General features: G+C 70.3%; 14 protein-coding genes. 11 read left to right on the top strand and 3 right to left on the bottom strand.

Going from position 1 to position 14506, the window contains the following annotated elements; genetic code table 11:
• The first annotated feature begins 113 nt into the window (after positions 1-113).
• Positions 114-1694, top strand: a complete 1581-nt coding sequence (locus KCH48_RS20875; protein ID WP_210576174.1) for a GMC oxidoreductase — start codon at positions 114-116, stop codon at positions 1692-1694.
• A 16-nt stretch (positions 1695-1710) separates the two neighbouring features.
• Here KCH48_RS20875 and KCH48_RS20870 read toward each other — a convergent pair whose 3' ends face one another.
• Positions 1711-3507 carry a long-chain fatty acid--CoA ligase gene (locus KCH48_RS20870; protein WP_210576173.1) on the bottom strand — a complete coding sequence of 599 codons (1797 nt, stop codon included), beginning with the start codon at positions 3505-3507 and terminating at the stop codon, positions 1711-1713.
• 253 nt (positions 3508-3760) lie between these two features.
• Here KCH48_RS20870 and KCH48_RS20865 point away from each other — a divergent pair, with 253 nt between their 5' ends.
• The 6 genes from KCH48_RS20865 to KCH48_RS20840 all read left to right on the top strand — a co-directional run bounded on the left by KCH48_RS20865 (position 3761) and on the right by KCH48_RS20840 (position 9105).
• Positions 3761-4558 carry a metallophosphoesterase gene (locus tag KCH48_RS20865; protein WP_210576172.1) on the top strand — a complete coding sequence of 266 codons (798 nt, stop codon included), beginning with the start codon at positions 3761-3763 and terminating at the stop codon, positions 4556-4558.
• A gap of 129 nt (positions 4559-4687) precedes the next feature.
• Positions 4688-5128 (top strand): SRPBCC family protein, encoded by a 441-nt coding sequence (locus KCH48_RS20860; RefSeq protein WP_210576171.1) that lies wholly within the window; start codon positions 4688-4690, stop codon positions 5126-5128.
• 159 nt (positions 5129-5287) lie between these two features.
• Positions 5288-6466 carry an ArsA family ATPase gene (locus tag KCH48_RS20855; RefSeq protein ID WP_210576170.1) on the top strand — a complete coding sequence of 393 codons (1179 nt, stop codon included), beginning with the start codon at positions 5288-5290 and terminating at the stop codon, positions 6464-6466.
• 59 nt (positions 6467-6525) lie between these two features.
• Complete coding sequence (locus KCH48_RS20850; protein WP_210576169.1) at positions 6526-7059, top strand: DUF5304 domain-containing protein; 534 nt, start codon at positions 6526-6528, stop codon at positions 7057-7059.
• Positions 7060-7290: 231 nt separating this feature from the next.
• Positions 7291-8244, top strand: coding sequence for an ROK family glucokinase (locus KCH48_RS20845; protein ID WP_210576168.1), 954 nt, complete (start codon positions 7291-7293; stop codon positions 8242-8244).
• Positions 8245-8358: 114 nt separating this feature from the next.
• Positions 8359-9105, top strand: a complete 747-nt coding sequence (locus tag KCH48_RS20840) for an endonuclease/exonuclease/phosphatase family protein (protein WP_210576167.1) — start codon at positions 8359-8361, stop codon at positions 9103-9105.
• On the opposite strand, the gene KCH48_RS20835 is transcribed toward KCH48_RS20840, so the two are convergent.
• Both KCH48_RS20835 and KCH48_RS20830 read right to left on the bottom strand, forming a co-directional pair.
• Entirely contained in the window at positions 9102-9719 is a 618-nt protein-coding gene (locus tag KCH48_RS20835; protein ID WP_210576166.1) for a hypothetical protein, read from the bottom strand. The two genes, KCH48_RS20840 and KCH48_RS20835, sit on opposite strands and share 4 nt — an antisense overlap.
• On the bottom strand, positions 9712-10491 hold the full coding sequence (locus KCH48_RS20830; RefSeq protein ID WP_210576165.1) for a carboxylesterase: 780 nt from the start codon (positions 10489-10491) through the stop codon (positions 9712-9714). The genes KCH48_RS20835 and KCH48_RS20830 overlap by 8 nt, the downstream gene beginning before the upstream one ends.
• 157 nt (positions 10492-10648) lie before the next feature.
• Between KCH48_RS20830 and KCH48_RS20825 the strand changes: the two genes are divergently transcribed.
• The 4 genes from KCH48_RS20825 to KCH48_RS20810 all read left to right on the top strand — a co-directional run bounded on the left by KCH48_RS20825 (position 10649) and on the right by KCH48_RS20810 (position 14470).
• The gene (locus KCH48_RS20825) at positions 10649-11410 is read left to right on the top strand and encodes a 1-acyl-sn-glycerol-3-phosphate acyltransferase (protein WP_210576309.1); all 762 of its coding nucleotides are present in this window, start codon (positions 10649-10651) and stop codon (positions 11408-11410) included.
• 34 nt (positions 11411-11444) lie between these two features.
• The gene (gene macS, locus KCH48_RS20820) at positions 11445-12656 is read left to right on the top strand and encodes a MacS family sensor histidine kinase (protein WP_210576164.1); all 1212 of its coding nucleotides are present in this window, start codon (positions 11445-11447) and stop codon (positions 12654-12656) included.
• Positions 12653-13333 carry a response regulator transcription factor gene (locus KCH48_RS20815; protein WP_210576163.1) on the top strand — a complete coding sequence of 227 codons (681 nt, stop codon included), beginning with the start codon at positions 12653-12655 and terminating at the stop codon, positions 13331-13333. The genes macS and KCH48_RS20815 overlap by 4 nt, the downstream gene beginning before the upstream one ends.
• Before the next feature lie 108 nt (positions 13334-13441).
• Positions 13442-14470: a 6-phosphofructokinase gene (locus tag KCH48_RS20810; RefSeq protein ID WP_210576162.1), complete on the top strand. Its 1029-nt coding sequence runs from the start codon at positions 13442-13444 to the stop codon at positions 14468-14470.
• Positions 14471-14506 lie beyond the last annotated feature (36 nt).

Here is a 14506-nt window from a genome sequence, read left to right as displayed (position 1 = left end):
GCACCCGGCCAAACCGGCGGAGCCACTAGGCGGAACCCAAAAATCCGCACATGCTGCCAAACATGACAGCAAACCTGATGCAACGTCAGCTGACAAGACGTCAAATCCTAGGCATGGCGGCCCTACAGACCGCCGCCACCCTCGGCTTCACCCGCATCACCCTCCAATCCGCCCAATCCGCCGAGCCCGACGCAGTCGATTCCGCCCCGGCGATCGTCATCGGCTCGGGCTACGGCGGCGCCGTCGCCGCCCTCCGCCTCGGCCAGGCCGGCATCCGCACCCTCGTCCTGGAGATGGGCAGGCTGTGGAACACCCCCGGCGCCGACGGCAAGGTCTTCTGCTCCACCAGCGCCCCCGACCAGCGCTCCATGTGGTTCCGCACCCGCACCGAGGCCCCACTGTCGACGTTCCTCTGGCTGGACGTCGTCAACAAGGACATCAACCCCTACCCGGGCGTCCTGGACCGCGTCCGCTACGACGCCATGTCCGTGTACGTCGGCCGCGGCGTCGGCGGCGGCTCCCTGGTCAACGGCGGTATGGCGGTCACCCCGCTACAGTCGTACTTCGCCGAGCAGTTCCCGACCGTCGACACCGCCGAGATGTACGGCACGTACTTCCCGCGCGCCCGTTCCATGCTCGGCGTCAACACCGTCGACCCGGCCTGGTTCGAGTCGACCGAGTGGTACCGGTTCACCCGGATCTCCCGCAAGCACGCCCAGAACACCGGCCTGAAGACCACCTTCGTGCCGAACGTCTACGACTTCGGCCACATGCGGCGCGAGGCGGCCGGCACGGCGACCAGGTCCGCGCTCGCGGGCGAGGTCATCTACGGCAACAACCACGGCAAGCGCAGCCTCGACAAGACGTACCTCGCCTCGGCCCTCGGCACCGGCAACGTCACCATCCACACGCTGGAGAAAGTGACCGGGATACGGCGGGACACCGACGGCTCGTACCTGCTCACCGCCGACCGGATCGACGACACCGGCACGGTCGTCGGGACCAAGGAGTACGGCTGCACGTACCTCTTCCTCGGCGGCGGCAGCCTCGGCACCACCGAACTCCTCGTCCGCGCCCGGGAATCGGGCACCCTCCCCGCGCTGAACGCGACCGTCGGCACCGGCTGGGGCACCAACGGCAATGTGATGCTGGGCCGCGCCAACCACCTGTGGGACACCGTCGGCGCCAACCAGTCCACTATGCCCGTCATGGGCATCGACGACTGGGCCAACGCCGCCAACCCCGTCTTCGCCGAGATCGCCCCGCTGCCGACGGGACTGGAGCACTGGGTCAGCCTCTATCTGGCGATCACCAAGAACCCCGAGCGCGCGTCGTTCTCGTACAGGAATGGCGCGGTGAGGCTCGGCTGGACCGCGGGACAGAGCGCGGTCTCGGTCGGCATGGCGAAGAAGCTCTTCGACCGGATCAACGCGGCGAACGCGACGATCTACCGCTACGACCTCTTCGGCTCCGGCAACAAGGTCTTCGCCGACGACTTCACCTACCACCCGCTGGGCGGCTGCGTGCTGGGGAAGGCGACCGACAACTACGGCCGGGTGAAGGGGTATTCGAAGCTGTACGTCACCGACGGCTCGCTCGTGCCCGGGTCGATCGGGGTGAACCCGTTCGTGACGATCACCGCGCTCGCCGAACGGACGATGGCGCGGGTCCTCGCCGAGGACGCCGCGCCATGAGATCCCAAGTGCCGGTCTACTTCTGGTAGATGGCCTCGATCTCGTCCGCGAAGTCCTTCGCCACCACATTGCGCTTGAGCTTCAGCGACGGCGTCAGGTGGCCCGAATCCTCGGTGAACTGGGAGGACAGAATGCGGAACTTCCGCACCGATTCCGCCTTCGACACCGCGGCGTTGCCGTCGTCGACAGCGCTCTGGATCTCCGCGAGCAGATCCTGGTCCTGACGCAGCGACGCCGCGGTGGAGCCCTCCGGCTTGCCGTGCTCGGCCGCCCAGCGGCCCAGGAACTCCTCGTCGATGGTGATCAGCGCGCCGACGAACGGCCGCGCGTCACCGACCACCATGCACTCCGCGACCAGCGCATGCGCGCGGATCCGGTCCTCGATCACGGCCGGGGCGACGTTCTTGCCGCCCGCGGTGACGATGATCTCCTTCTTGCGGCCGGTGATCCGGAGGTAGCCGTCCTCGTCGAGGGTGCCGATGTCCCCGGTGTGGAACCAGCCGTCGGCCAGCGCCTCCTCGGTCGCGCCCGGGTTGTTCCAGTACTCCGTGAAGATGTGCTCGCCGTGCAGCAGCACCTCACCGTCGTCCGCGATCCGCACCACGGAGCCCGGCAGCGGCTGGCCGACCGTGCCGATCTTCTGCCGGTCCCAGGGGTTGAAGGTGGTCGCGGCACAGGACTCGGTCAGGCCGTAGCCCTCCACGACCGGGAAGCCGATGCCGCGGAAGAAGTGGCCCAGGCGCTCGCCCAGCGGGGCGCCGCCGGAGATGGCGTACTCACCCTTGCCGCCGAGCACCGCGCGCAGCTTGCTGTAGACGAGCTTGTCGAAGGTCTTGTGCTTGATCTTCAGGCCGAGTGACGGGCCCGACGGGGTGTCCAGCGCCTTGCTGTACGCGATCGCGGTGTCCGTGGCCTTGTCGAAGATCTTGCCCTTGCCGTCCGCCTGCGCCTTGGCGCGTGCGCTGTTGTAGACCTTCTCGAAGACGCGCGGCACGCCCAGGATCAGCGTCGGCCGGAACGAGGCCAGCTCGTCGGTGAGGTTCTTGATGTCGGGGACGTTGCCCAGCTTGATCGGCGCCATCATGGGCGCGACCTGCACGAGCCGGCCGAAGACGTGCGCCAGCGGGAGGAAGAGCAGGACGGAGCACTCGCCGGTGCGGAAGAGGGGTCGCATCCGCTCCACGATGTTCCCGCACTCGGCGAAGAAGTTGCGGTGGGTGAGCACGCAGCCCTTGGGCCGCCCGGTGGTGCCGCTCGTGTACACGATGGACGCCGGGTCGTCGGCCTTCGCCAGCGAACCGCGCTCCTCGACCGTCTCGTCGGACACGTCCTGCCCGAGCCGGCCCAGCTCCTCGACCCCGCCGGCCTCGATCTGCCAGACGTGCTTCAGAGCGGGCAGCCGGTCGCGCACCGACTCGACGGCGGCCGCGTGGCCGTCCGTCTCCACGACGCAGGCCGTGGCGCCCGAGTCACCGAGGATCCACTGCGTCTGCTCCGGCGAACTGGTCTCGTACACCGGCACGGTGACCGCGCCCGCGCACCAGATCGCGAAGTCGAGCAGCGTCCATTCGTAGCGGGTACGGGACATCAGGCCGACCCGGTCACCCGGCAGCACACCGGACGCGATCAGGCCCTTGGCGGCCGCGTGCACCTCCGCCAGGAAGGCGGTGGCCGTCACGTCCTGCCACGCACCGCCCACCTTGCGGGCGATCACGGCGACGTCAGGATGCTGCGCGGCGTTTCTACGGACGATGTCGGTGAGATTGCCGTCCGCAGGGACTTCGTACAGAGCCGGAAGGCTGAACTCGCGCAAGACTGCTGCTCCTCTTAGGGCGCCGGCGCCACGACGTTGTACTCGATGATTGAAACCCTGAGTACCAGTGGACTGCCCGGACGTTACCCGCCGGTATGGCTTCTTCGACAGGGGGTCCCGGCGAGATGTTCGCTGCGTCACACAGATTGGTGTTCTTTCTTGCACAGTAGTTCACGGTTCTGATGCCGTGCCAGTAACCGCAGGTCCAGCCTGCACTGTTCACGTACATCGCACAGGCCTACCCTTGATCGCCATGGCACCCTCACGACCCGGTAACCGCAGGGCACGCATTCATGTGGTCAGTGACGTGCACGGCAACGTCCGCGACCTGGCCAGAGCCGGTGACGGTGCGGACGCCCTGATCTGCCTCGGCGACCTGGTGCTGTTCCTCGACTACGCCGACCACTCGCGCGGCATCTTCCCCGACCTGTTCGGCGTGGAGAACGCCGACCGCATCGTCGAGCTGCGCACCGCCCGGCGCTTCGAGGAGGCACGGGAGTTCGGGGCGAGCCTGTGGGCGGACATCGGCGGGGACCGCGCCGCCGCGATCGAGAAGGCGGTGCGCAAGCAGTACGCCGAGATGTTCGCGGTGTTCCCGACGCCGACGTACGCGACCTACGGCAATGTCGACATGCCCACCTTGTGGGCCGAGTACGCCGGGCCGGGCACGACCGTCCTCGACGGGGAGCGGGTGGAGATCGGCGGCCGGGTCTTCGGCTTCGTCGGCGGCGGACTCCGCACGCCCATGCGCACGCCGTACGAGATCAGCGACGAGGAATACGCGGCGAAGATCGAGGCGGTGGGGGAGGTGGACGTGCTCTGCACGCACATCCCCCCGGAGGTCCCCGAGCTGGTCTACGACACCGTGGCGCGACGTTTCGAGCGCGGCAGCCGGGCGCTGCTGGCGGCGATCCGCCGGACCAGGCCGCGCTACGCCCTCTTCGGCCACGTCCACCAACCCCTCGTCCGCCGGATGCGGCTCGGGGCGACGGAGTGCGTGAACGTGGGGCACTTCGCGGGGACGGGGAAGCCGTGGGCGCTGGAGTGGTGAGCGGTTTCCGGCAAGGCGGGCCATGGGGGTGAAGTCGGCAGATCGGGTGCGCGGTAGCCTTCACGCTGCACACACAGTGCCTATGAGATCTGGACGATCTACCGGCCCGCATCTGGAGGAGCCACGGCGATGGCGGAACACACCAGCTCGAGCATCACGATCGAGGCGGCACCGGCCGACGTCATGGGGGTGATCGCCGACTTCGCCCGCTACCCGGACTGGACCGGCGAGGTGAAGGAGGCGGAAGTCCTCCGGACAGACGGGCAAGGGCGTGCCGAGGAGGTCCGCCTGGTCATGGACGCCGGGGCGATCAAGGACGACCAGACGCTGGCGTACACCTGGACCGGCGAGCACGAGGTGTCGTGGACGCTGGTCAAGTCCCAGATGCTGCGCTCCCTCGACGGCTCCTACATCCTCAAGCCGGCCGGCGCGGGTTCGACCCAGGTCACCTACCAGCTGACCGTCGACGTCAAGATCCCCATGCTCGGCATGATCAAGCGCAAGGCCGAGAAGGTCATCACGGACCGCGCACTGGCGGGACTGAAGAAGCGGGTGGAGTCGGGGCAATAGGCCAAGCCAAGCTGCGGGCATGCGTGCCGCCTGGGGCGGCACGGGTGGGCGCAGGCGGCACCCCGTCAGCGCCGGGCTGCGCGACCCACCCCCGGCCCGCACCAGCGCCGGGCACCTTGATACGAGGGCTGGGCGTCACGTCCGTTACGGTTCGAACCCATGCGCACCATCCTGATCACCGGCCCGGGCGGCAGCGGCCGTACGACCGTCGCCGCCGCCACCGCACTCGCCGCCGCCCGCGACGGCATCGAGACGCTGGTGCTGAGCGGCGATCGGACGGACACGCTCGGGGCTGCCCTGGGAGCGAGCGTCGGTCCGGCCCCGAACCGCGTCGCCCCGCACCTGACCGCCTGGCGACCGGACGCCGCCGGCGCGTTCCGGGACGACCTCGCCGCCTTCCAGGAACGCGCGACCGCGGCCATCGACCTGCTCGGCGCCTCACGGCTGGACCCGGAGGAAGTCACCCCCCTCCCCGGCGCCGAAGAGCTCACGCTGCTGCGTGCCCTGCGGGACGCCGCGCTCGCGGAGGCGCACGAACTGCTCGTCGTAGACCTCCCGGCCGTCCCCGACGCCCTGGCCCTCCTCTCGCTGCCCGAGGAACTCCGCCGCTACCTGCGCCGCCTCCTCCCGCCCGAACGGCAGGCGGCCCGCGCCCTGCGCCCCGTGCTGGGGCGGCTCGCCGGGGTCCCGCTGCCCGCGGAGTGGCTGTACGAGACCGCCGCCCGCTGGGACACCGAGCTGGCCGCCGTCGAGGCCGTCGTCGCCGACCGGAACACCGTCGTACGACTGGTCGCCGAGCCCGGTCCGAGCGGCGCCGACGCCGTACGCACCGCCGCCCTCGCCCTCGCCCTGCGCGGCCTGCGCCCCGACGTCCTCGTCGCCAACCGCGTCCTGCCCGACACCGCCGCCGACGACTGGCTCGCCGGCCCCGTCGCCCAGCAGCGCAAGGCGCTGGAGGAGTGGGAGGGGTCGTACGAGATCCATAACGTCGCCCATCTGGGACGGGACCCGCGCGGCAGCGACGACCTCACCGCCCTCACCGTCCCCGGTGTCAACACACGCCCCTCCACCGTCGAGTGGCCGGTCACCGACCGGCTCGCCGACGACGGCGGCAGCCGGGTCCTCGTCTGGCACATCCCGCTGCCCGGCGCCCAGCGGGACGACCTGGACCTCGTCCGGCGCGGCGACGAACTCGTCGTCACCGCAGGGCAGTTCCGGCGTATCCTCCCGCTGCCGTCCGCCCTGCGCCGCTGCACCGTCGACGGCGCCGCCCTGCGCGACGGCGAGCTGCGCATCCGATGCGTGCCGGACCCCGATCTATGGCCCCGGACCCGGTGAAACCGGTACGCCCGTTCGGGTAACGTCGTAGAGACGAACCGTAGTCAGGAGAGTCCGCCATGAGCGAAGAGCGCCCCGCGTCCGACCCCGCTCAGGAGAAGCTCGAGAAGTACGAGACCGCCGAGCGGGAAGCTGTCGACGAGGTACGCGCGACCGACGCCGACGCCTGGGCGACAGCGTGTGCCGAGGATCTCGCGGCGGAGAAGGCCCGCCGCCGCACCGCCTACGGCCCGCCTCCGGGTTCGGCCGCCGAGGAACTGCGCAAGCTCGTCGACACCGTCGCGGACAAGCTGTCCGGTCTGCAGTCACCACTGTTCGGCGCGGTCGCAGGACCCGCCGCCGAGCAGGTGGTGCGCCAGGTCGTCCAGCAGGCCAAGGCCGCGGTGGAGCCCGTGATCGAGCGCAACCCGGACGTCTTCGACCACCTCGCGGCAGCCGGCAACGAACTCCTCGCCGCCTACCGCTCCGCCGTCCAGGCCCAGGAACAACGCTGGACCGGCCGCATGGACGAACTGAACGAGTCCCCCGACCGGGACGACCCCGACGACCCCGACGAGGGCACCGGCCCCGGCCAGCGGATCGACTTGGACTGACGCCCCCCTTGAGGGCCTGCCGCCAGGTTCCCGCCTGCCTGGAGGGGCCTGGCACGCACATCTGCTGCGTTGTCGTCACTCGCCATGGCTCCGCCATGACTCCCTCCTCCGCCTTGCAGCTGCACGCACCAGGCCCCTCCAGGCCCGCCCTACGGGCGGACGACGGGAACCTGGCGGCAGGCCCTCGGGTACGGTTGGCCGTAGCGGGGCTCGACCGAAACTGAGGGATTCATGGGACTCACCATCGGCGTCGATATCGGCGGCACGAAGATCGCGGCCGGTGTGGTCGACGAGGAAGGCAACATCCTCTCGACCCACAAGGTGCCGACCCCGGGCACGCCCGAAGGCATCGTGGACGCCATCGCCGCTGCCGTGGAGGGTGCGCGCGCCGGGCACGACATCGTCGGCGTGGGCATCGGTGCCGCCGGATACGTCAACCGTCAGCGCTCCGAGGTCTACTTCGCCCCCAACATCCACTGGCGCAACGAGCCGCTGAAGGAGAAGGTCGAGGCCCGCGTGGGTCTCCCGGTCGTAGTCGAGAACGACGCCAACGCGGCCGCCTGGGGCGAGTACAAGTTCGGCGCGGGCAAGGGCCACCGCAACGTCATCTGCATCACCCTCGGCACCGGCCTCGGCGGCGGCATCATCATCGGCAACAAGCTGCGCCGCGGCCACTTCGGCGTCGCCGCCGAGTTCGGCCACATCCGCATGGTCCCGGACGGCCTGCTCTGCGGCTGCGGCTCACAGGGCTGCTGGGAGCAGTACGCCTCCGGCCGCGCCCTGGTGAGGTACGCCAAGCAGCGCGCCAACGCCACCCCTGAGAACGCCGAGCTCCTGCTGGGCATGGGCGACGGCACCCCCGACGGCATCGAGGGCAAGCACATCTCCATGGCCGCCCGCCAGGGCGACCCCGTCGCCGTCGACTCCTACCGCGAACTCGCCCGCTGGGCCGGCGCCGGCCTCGCCGACCTCGCCTCCCTCTTCGACCCCTCCGCCTTCATCGTCGGCGGCGGCCTCTCCGACGAGGGCGAACTCGTCCTCGACCCCATCCGCAAGTCCTACAAGCGCTGGCTGGTAGGCGGCAACTGGCGCCCGGTGGCGGACGTGATCGCGGCACAGCTGGGCAACAAGGCGGGGCTGGTGGGCGCGGCGGACCTGGCGCGGGAGCCGGACCCGATCATGTAAGAGGGCGGTTGGTGACGCCCCCAAGGGGCGCGGGGAACTGCGCGACCAGCCACCACGAACCGGCAGTCGCCCACGAACCCCGCGCCCCGACCCATTGGGCGTAAATTGATCCACATGGCGCTGCTACCCAACTCCCGCACCGAGCCGGACGGTTCCGCCCTCATCCGCGTCCTGAGCTACAACATCCGCTCGATGCGCGACGACACCGACGCCCTCGCCCGCGTCATCACCGCCTGCGCCCCCGACTTGGTCCTGATCCAAGAAGCCCCCCGCTTTTTTCGCTGGCGCAAGAAACTCGCCCGCCTGGCCCGCGCGGCGAACCTCGTCGTCCTCACCGGCGGAGCCACCGCCGCCGGACCCGCGATTCTCTGCGACCTCCGAGCCACCGTCGAGCGGACCGAGGACGTTCTCCTCCCGCTCATCCCCGGCCAGCACCGCCGCGGCTTCGCCACCGCCGTCGTCCGCTTCGGCGGCGCCCGCGTCGGCGTCCTCAGCTGCCACCTCAGCCTCCAGAAGGACGAGCGGTACGACCAGAGCGGCATGCTCCTCGACCGCCTCGCCGGCATGGACGTGGACCACGCGATCGCGGGCGGTGACCTCAACGAACGTCCAGAAGGCCGTGCCTTCACCCGCCTCACCGACACCCTCCAGGACTGCCGGTCCACCGCCCCCTGGGGCGCCGAGCACACCTGGACCCGCGACGCACCCCACCGCCGTATCGACGCGATCTTCGCCACGAAGGGCATCGAGGTACTGGGCTGCGGTGTACCCGTGGGCCACCCCGGAGTGACCGACGAAGACCTGAGGGCGGCCACAGATCACCTGCCGGTGCTGGCCGCCCTCAGAATCGCCGCAAGCTAAACGACCGCTCCCCGCCCGGGATCGTCGTCGTCCTCGTCGTCCGTCCGCATCCGCATCACCAACGTGGCGAAGCCGCCGACGAAGCCGCCGATGCCGAGCGTGGTCAGCCACCAGGTCATCTCCCAGCCGAGGAGGACCGCGAGCAGCAGCAGGAGCGGACCGCCGATGACGCCGAGCCAGGCGAACTTGGCGGTGGCGTCGGCGGCAGGGAGCGGCGGCGGCTCGGGCGGTACGAAGTGGCCCTCGTCGTCCTCCTCGAAGTCGTCCTCGGAGGGCTCGGGCGTGGTGTAGTCCCGGGGGCCGACGCCGGGCGCGAAGGAGACGGAGCTGCCGAGCGGCTCGGACGGCTTCGCCGCCTCGTCCTCACCGTCCTTGTCCTTGGAGCCTTTCGTGGCGCCCTTCGTGGATTCCTTGGTCTCCTCGGCGCTCTCGTCGTTGGTCTCCGGCTCCAGCAGCGCCAGGTCCTCGACGGACTTGAACGGCTTGGCACCCGGCGGGTCCTTCGGCTCCTCGCCGTACCCCGCGACGATCGCCTCCCAGGCGGCGGTCTCGTCGAAGGGCACGCCCTGCTCGTCCGGCTCGCGGTCCTCACGGTCGGAGTCGTGCTCAGCCACCTGCGGCCGTCCCTTCCTTGCCGAGACTGGGTGCGAGCCGGCCGATGAACGCGAAGCTCTCCGCGAAGATCCGGTCCGCATCGTGGTCCAACGTCGCCACGTGGTAGCTCTGTTCCAGCAGGATCTCCCGGACGTCCGTCGACGAGACCCGGCTGAGGATCCGCGCGGAGTCGGCGGGCGGCACGACATGGTCCTGAGGGCTGCGCAGGAGCAGCATCGGCTGGGTGACCTGCGGAAGTTCGCCGTCGACCAGTTGGAAGAACCGGCGCAGGGAGTGCGCGGCATGCAGCGGCACCTTGTCGTACCCGACCTCCGCGCTGCCGGGCAGGGCGATGTCGCTGGCGATCCCCTTCGTCGTACGGACGAGATGGCGGGCCACCGGAAGGGCGTACGCCGTGAGGCCGTGCACCTTGTTGGCCGGGTTGACGACCACGACGCCGCTGATCGCGTCCCCGTGCTTGGCAGCCAGCCGCAGCGCCAGCGCGCCGCCCATGGACAGGCCCGCGACGAACACCTGCGTGCAGCGCTCACGCAGGGCGCGCAGCTCGCGGTCCACCTCCGCGTACCAGTCCTGCCAGCCGGTGAGCTGCATGTCCTCCCAGCGAGTGCCGTGCCCGGGCAGCAGCGGCAGCGAGACGGTCAGGCCGCGCTCGGCGAGATACCCCGCCCAGGGACGCAGCGACTGCGGCGAGCCGGTGAAGCCGTGGCAGAGGAGGACGCCGACCTCCCCGCCCTCGTGGCGGAACGGCTCGGCTCCAGGGAGGAGCGGCACCTTGGGTCTCCTGTCGATGAGCGTGTCTGAGAAAGGCGGTGTGCTTCACCGTACGCGACCGCACTGACACCGACCAGGGCCGTCGGGTCCATTGACAGTGCGCCGGGTTAAGGTCTGATCGACGGACACGGGAGGCACTCGGTTGTTGTACGGCACGATGAAGGTCGCTGTTGGGGGACCGCTCAAGGTCGCCTTCAGGCCGTGGGTGGAAGGCCTGGAGAACATCCCCGCCGAGGGCCCCGCGATCCTGGCGAGCAACCACCTGTCGTTCTCGGACTCGTTCTTCCTGCCCGCGGTCCTCGACCGCAAGGTCACCTTCATCGCGAAGGCCGAGTACTTCACCACCCCCGGACTCAAGGGCAGGATGACCGCGGCCTTCTTCAAGGGCGTCGGCCAGCTCCCGGTGGACCGCTCCGGTGCGCGCGGCGCCGGCGAGGCCGCCATCAAGAGCGGCATCGACGTGCTGGAGCGCGGTGAGCTGTTCGGCATCTACCCGGAGGGCACGCGCTCGCCCGACGGCCGCCTCTACCGGGGCAAGCCCGGCGGCCTCGCGCGCGTGGCGCTCGCGTCCGGCGCACCCGTCATCCCGGTCGCCATGATCGACACGGAGAAGATCCAGCCGCCGGGGAAGGTGATGCCGAAGCTGATGCGCCCCGGCATCCGCATCGGCAAGCCGCTGGACTTCAGCCGCTACAGCGGCATGGAGCACGACCGCTTCGTACTACGCGCGGTGACCGATGAGGTCATGTACGAGATCATGAAGCTCTCCGGCCAGGAGTACGTCGACATCTACGCGACCGCCGCCAAGCGCCAGATCGCCGAGGCGGTCAAGGCCGAGAAGGAAGCGGAGAAGGCGGCCAAGGCCGCACTCGCGCAGGCAGAGAAGGAACGGGCCGAGAAGGAGAAGTCCGGGTCCTAGGCAGGGCAGTCCGGGACTCAGGGGGGTGGGGGATATGACCAAGCGCGAGCGCGTCATGCGGATGTCGGTCGAGCAGCCGCTGTGGCGTGCCCTCACCGGCTACCGGATCATGACGCTCCTGTACGCGATCGGCCTTTTCGCCACGTCCTACCACGAGTTCACCCGCCCCTGGGTGGCCATCGCGTACTACGCCGTGCTCTCCGTCTGGACGTTTGCGACCCTGCCCCGGGTGGCGAACGCGGCGAGCTGCACCAAGCGGTTCCTCGCCGTCGACCTCACCATCGCGCTCACCGGCATCCTGCTCACCGGGGTCGCCGTCAGCACCGAGCGGATCGAAGCCGGCGGCTCCACGCTGCCGTCGATATGGACCGCCGGGTCGGTGCTCGCATTCGCCATCAAGGGCGGCTGGCGCTGGGCCGTCTTCGCCTCCACGCCGGTCGCCGTCGCCAACCTGATCTACCGTGGCGCCCCCGCGCGCGACACCGTCCACAACGTGATCCTCGTCTGGGTCGCCTCCATCGCCATCGGCTACGTCGTCGAGGTCGCCCGCGCCTCCGAGCGCACCCTCGCCCGCGCCCTGGAGATCGAGGCCGCCACCCGCGAACGGGAGCGGCTCGCCCGGGACATCCACGACAGCGTCCTCCAGGTCCTGGCGATGGTGCAGCGGCGCGGCTCGGTGCTCGGCGGCGAGGCGGCCGAGCTGGGCCGGATGGCGGGCGAGCAGGAGGTGGCGCTGCGCACGCTGGTCTCCGGCGGCATGGTGCCCGTCTCCCGGGTGTCGGAGGACGCCGCCGAGGGGGCGGTCGTACGAACAGTCGAAGAGCCGGACGAGGACGGGCCGGCGGACCTGCGTTCACTGCTCGCCCCCTACGCGGCCGCCCGCGTCAGCCTCGCCGAGCCCGGCGCCCCCGTGCCGTTGCCGCCGCCCGCCGCGAAGGAGCTGGCCGCCGCCGTGGGGGCCGCCCTGGACAACGTACGCAAGCATGCCGGGGAGGACGCCCGGGCCTGGATCCTGGTGGAGGACGAGCCCGACGAGGTCGTGGTGACCGTACGGGACGACGGGCCCGGCATCCCCGAGGGGCGGCTCGCGCAGGCAGAGGGGGAGGGGCGGCTCGGGGTCGCCCTGTCGATCCGAGGGCGGCTGCGGGACCTCGGTGGCAGCGCCGAGCTGATCTCGGTGCCGGGGCAGGGCACGGAAGTCGAACTGAAGATGCCGAAGAAGAAGATCCCAGGGGGGACGCGATGAGCGAGCGGCAGGGCCCGATCAAGGTGATGGTGGTCGACGACCACCCGATGTGGCGCGACGCCGTCGCCCGCGACCTCGGCGAGTCCGGCTTCGACGTGGTGGCCACCGCGGGCGACGGCGACCAGGCCGTACGACGGGCTAAGGCCGCCGGGCCGGACGTCCTGGTGCTCGACCTCAACCTCCCCGCCAAGCCGGGCGTCCAGGTCTGCAAGGAACTCGTCGGCCACAACCCGGCGTTGCGCGTCCTGGTGCTGTCCGCGAGCGGTGAGCACGCCGACGTGCTGGAGGCGGTGAAGTCGGGCGCGACCGGCTATCTGCTGAAGTCGGCCTCGACCGAGGAACTGCTCGACGCGGTGCGCCGTACGGCCGTCGGCGACCCGGTGTTCACGCCGGGCCTCGCCGGACTCGTCCTCGGCGAGTACCGGCGGCTGGCCTCCGAGCCCGTTCCCGCCGCCGCGGACACCGAGCACCCCAAGGCCCCGCAGCTCACCGAGCGGGAGACCGAGGTGCTGCGGCTGGTCGCCAAGGGCCTGAGCTACAAGCAGATCGCCGAGCGCCTCGTCATCTCCCACCGCACGGTGCAGAACCACGTGCAGAACACCCTCGGCAAGCTCCAGCTGCACAATCGCGTGGAACTCGTGCGGTACGCCATAGAGCGCGGACTTGACGACGAGTAAACCAACCGCCCGTTGATTCACCGGAATTGCCCTTCCGACCCATCCCTTGGTGACCTGGATCACTATTAGCGTTGCCTCACCAGGCAACCGCGGCGAAGGGACATTTCCATGCGGGTCGGAGTACTGACCGGAGGCGGCGACTGCCCCGGGCTCAACGCCGTCATCCGGGCGATCGTCCGCAAGGGCGTGCAGGAGTACCACTACGACTTCGTCGGCTTCCGGGACGGCTGGCGCGGTCCCCTCGAGAACGACACCGTACGACTGGACATCCCCGCCGTACGCGGCATCCTGCCCCGCGGCGGCACCATCCTCGGCTCCTCGCGGACCAATCCGCTCAAGCAGGAAGACGGCATCCGCCGCGTCAAGGAGAACCTCGCCAAGCAGGACGTCGAGGCGCTCATCGTGATCGGCGGCGAGGACACCCTCGGCGTCGCCGGGCGCCTGTCCGACGAGTACGGCATGCCGTGCGTCGGCGTCCCGAAGACCATCGACAACGACCTGTCCGCCACCGACTACACCTTCGGCTTCGACACCGCGGTCAGCATCGCCACGGAGGCCATCGACCGCCTGCACACCACCGCCGAGTCCCACATGCGCGTCCTGGTCTGCGAGGTCATGGGCCGGCACGCGGGCTGGATCGCCATCCACTCAGGCCTCGCGGGCGGCGCCAACGTCATCCTCATCCCCGAGCAGCGCTTCGACGTCGACCAGGTCTGCGCCTGGGTGACGTCCCGCTTCAAGGCGTCGTACGCCCCGATCGTGGTCGTCGCCGAGGGCGCCATGCCCAAGGACGGCGACATGGTGCTCAAGGACCAGTCCCTCGACTCCTTCGGCCATGTGCGGCTGTCCGGCGTCGGCGAGTGGCTGGCCAAGGAGATCGAGAAGCGCACCGGCAAGGAGGCCCGCACCACCGTCCTCGGCCATATCCAGCGCGGCGGCACGCCCAGCGCCTTCGACCGCTGGCTCGCCACCCGCTTCGGCCTGCACGCCATCGAGGCCGTCCGCGACGGCGACTTCGGCAAGATGGTCGCCCTGCGGGGCACGGACATCGTCCGCGTCCCGATCGCCGAGGCCACGGCCAAGCTGAAGACGGTCGACCCGAAGCTGTACGAGGAGGTCGGGGTCTTCTTCGGCTGACAGTGACGGCTCGGTGCCGGGGCGTACGGGCCCCGG

The organism is Streptomyces sp. GESEQ-4 (assembly GCF_017948455.1).
Taxonomy (GTDB): Bacteria; Actinomycetota; Actinomycetes; order Streptomycetales; family Streptomycetaceae; genus Streptomyces.
Note: the sequence above shows the minus strand (reverse complement) of the source record. Positions and strands in the feature narration are given on the sequence as shown.

Excerpts from the sequence above, each read along its gene's own strand:
- KCH48_RS20875 (WP_210576174.1), top strand. The coding sequence starts at position 114 with ATGGCGGCCCTACAGACCGCCGCCACCCTCGGCTTCACCCGCATCACC.
- KCH48_RS20865 (WP_210576172.1), top strand. The coding sequence starts at position 3,761 with ATGGCACCCTCACGACCCGGTAACCGCAGGGCACGCATTCATGTGGTC.
- KCH48_RS20860 (WP_210576171.1), top strand. The coding sequence starts at position 4,688 with ATGGCGGAACACACCAGCTCGAGCATCACGATCGAGGCGGCACCGGCC.
- KCH48_RS20855 (WP_210576170.1), top strand. The coding sequence starts at position 5,288 with ATGCGCACCATCCTGATCACCGGCCCGGGCGGCAGCGGCCGTACGACC.
- KCH48_RS20850 (WP_210576169.1), top strand. The coding sequence starts at position 6,526 with ATGAGCGAAGAGCGCCCCGCGTCCGACCCCGCTCAGGAGAAGCTCGAG.
- KCH48_RS20845 (WP_210576168.1), top strand. The coding sequence starts at position 7,291 with ATGGGACTCACCATCGGCGTCGATATCGGCGGCACGAAGATCGCGGCC.
- KCH48_RS20840 (WP_210576167.1), top strand. The coding sequence starts at position 8,359 with ATGGCGCTGCTACCCAACTCCCGCACCGAGCCGGACGGTTCCGCCCTC.
- KCH48_RS20825 (WP_210576309.1), top strand. The coding sequence starts at position 10,649 with ATGAAGGTCGCTGTTGGGGGACCGCTCAAGGTCGCCTTCAGGCCGTGG.
- macS (WP_210576164.1), top strand. The coding sequence starts at position 11,445 with ATGACCAAGCGCGAGCGCGTCATGCGGATGTCGGTCGAGCAGCCGCTG.
- KCH48_RS20815 (WP_210576163.1), top strand. The coding sequence starts at position 12,653 with ATGAGCGAGCGGCAGGGCCCGATCAAGGTGATGGTGGTCGACGACCAC.
- KCH48_RS20810 (WP_210576162.1), top strand. The coding sequence starts at position 13,442 with ATGCGGGTCGGAGTACTGACCGGAGGCGGCGACTGCCCCGGGCTCAAC.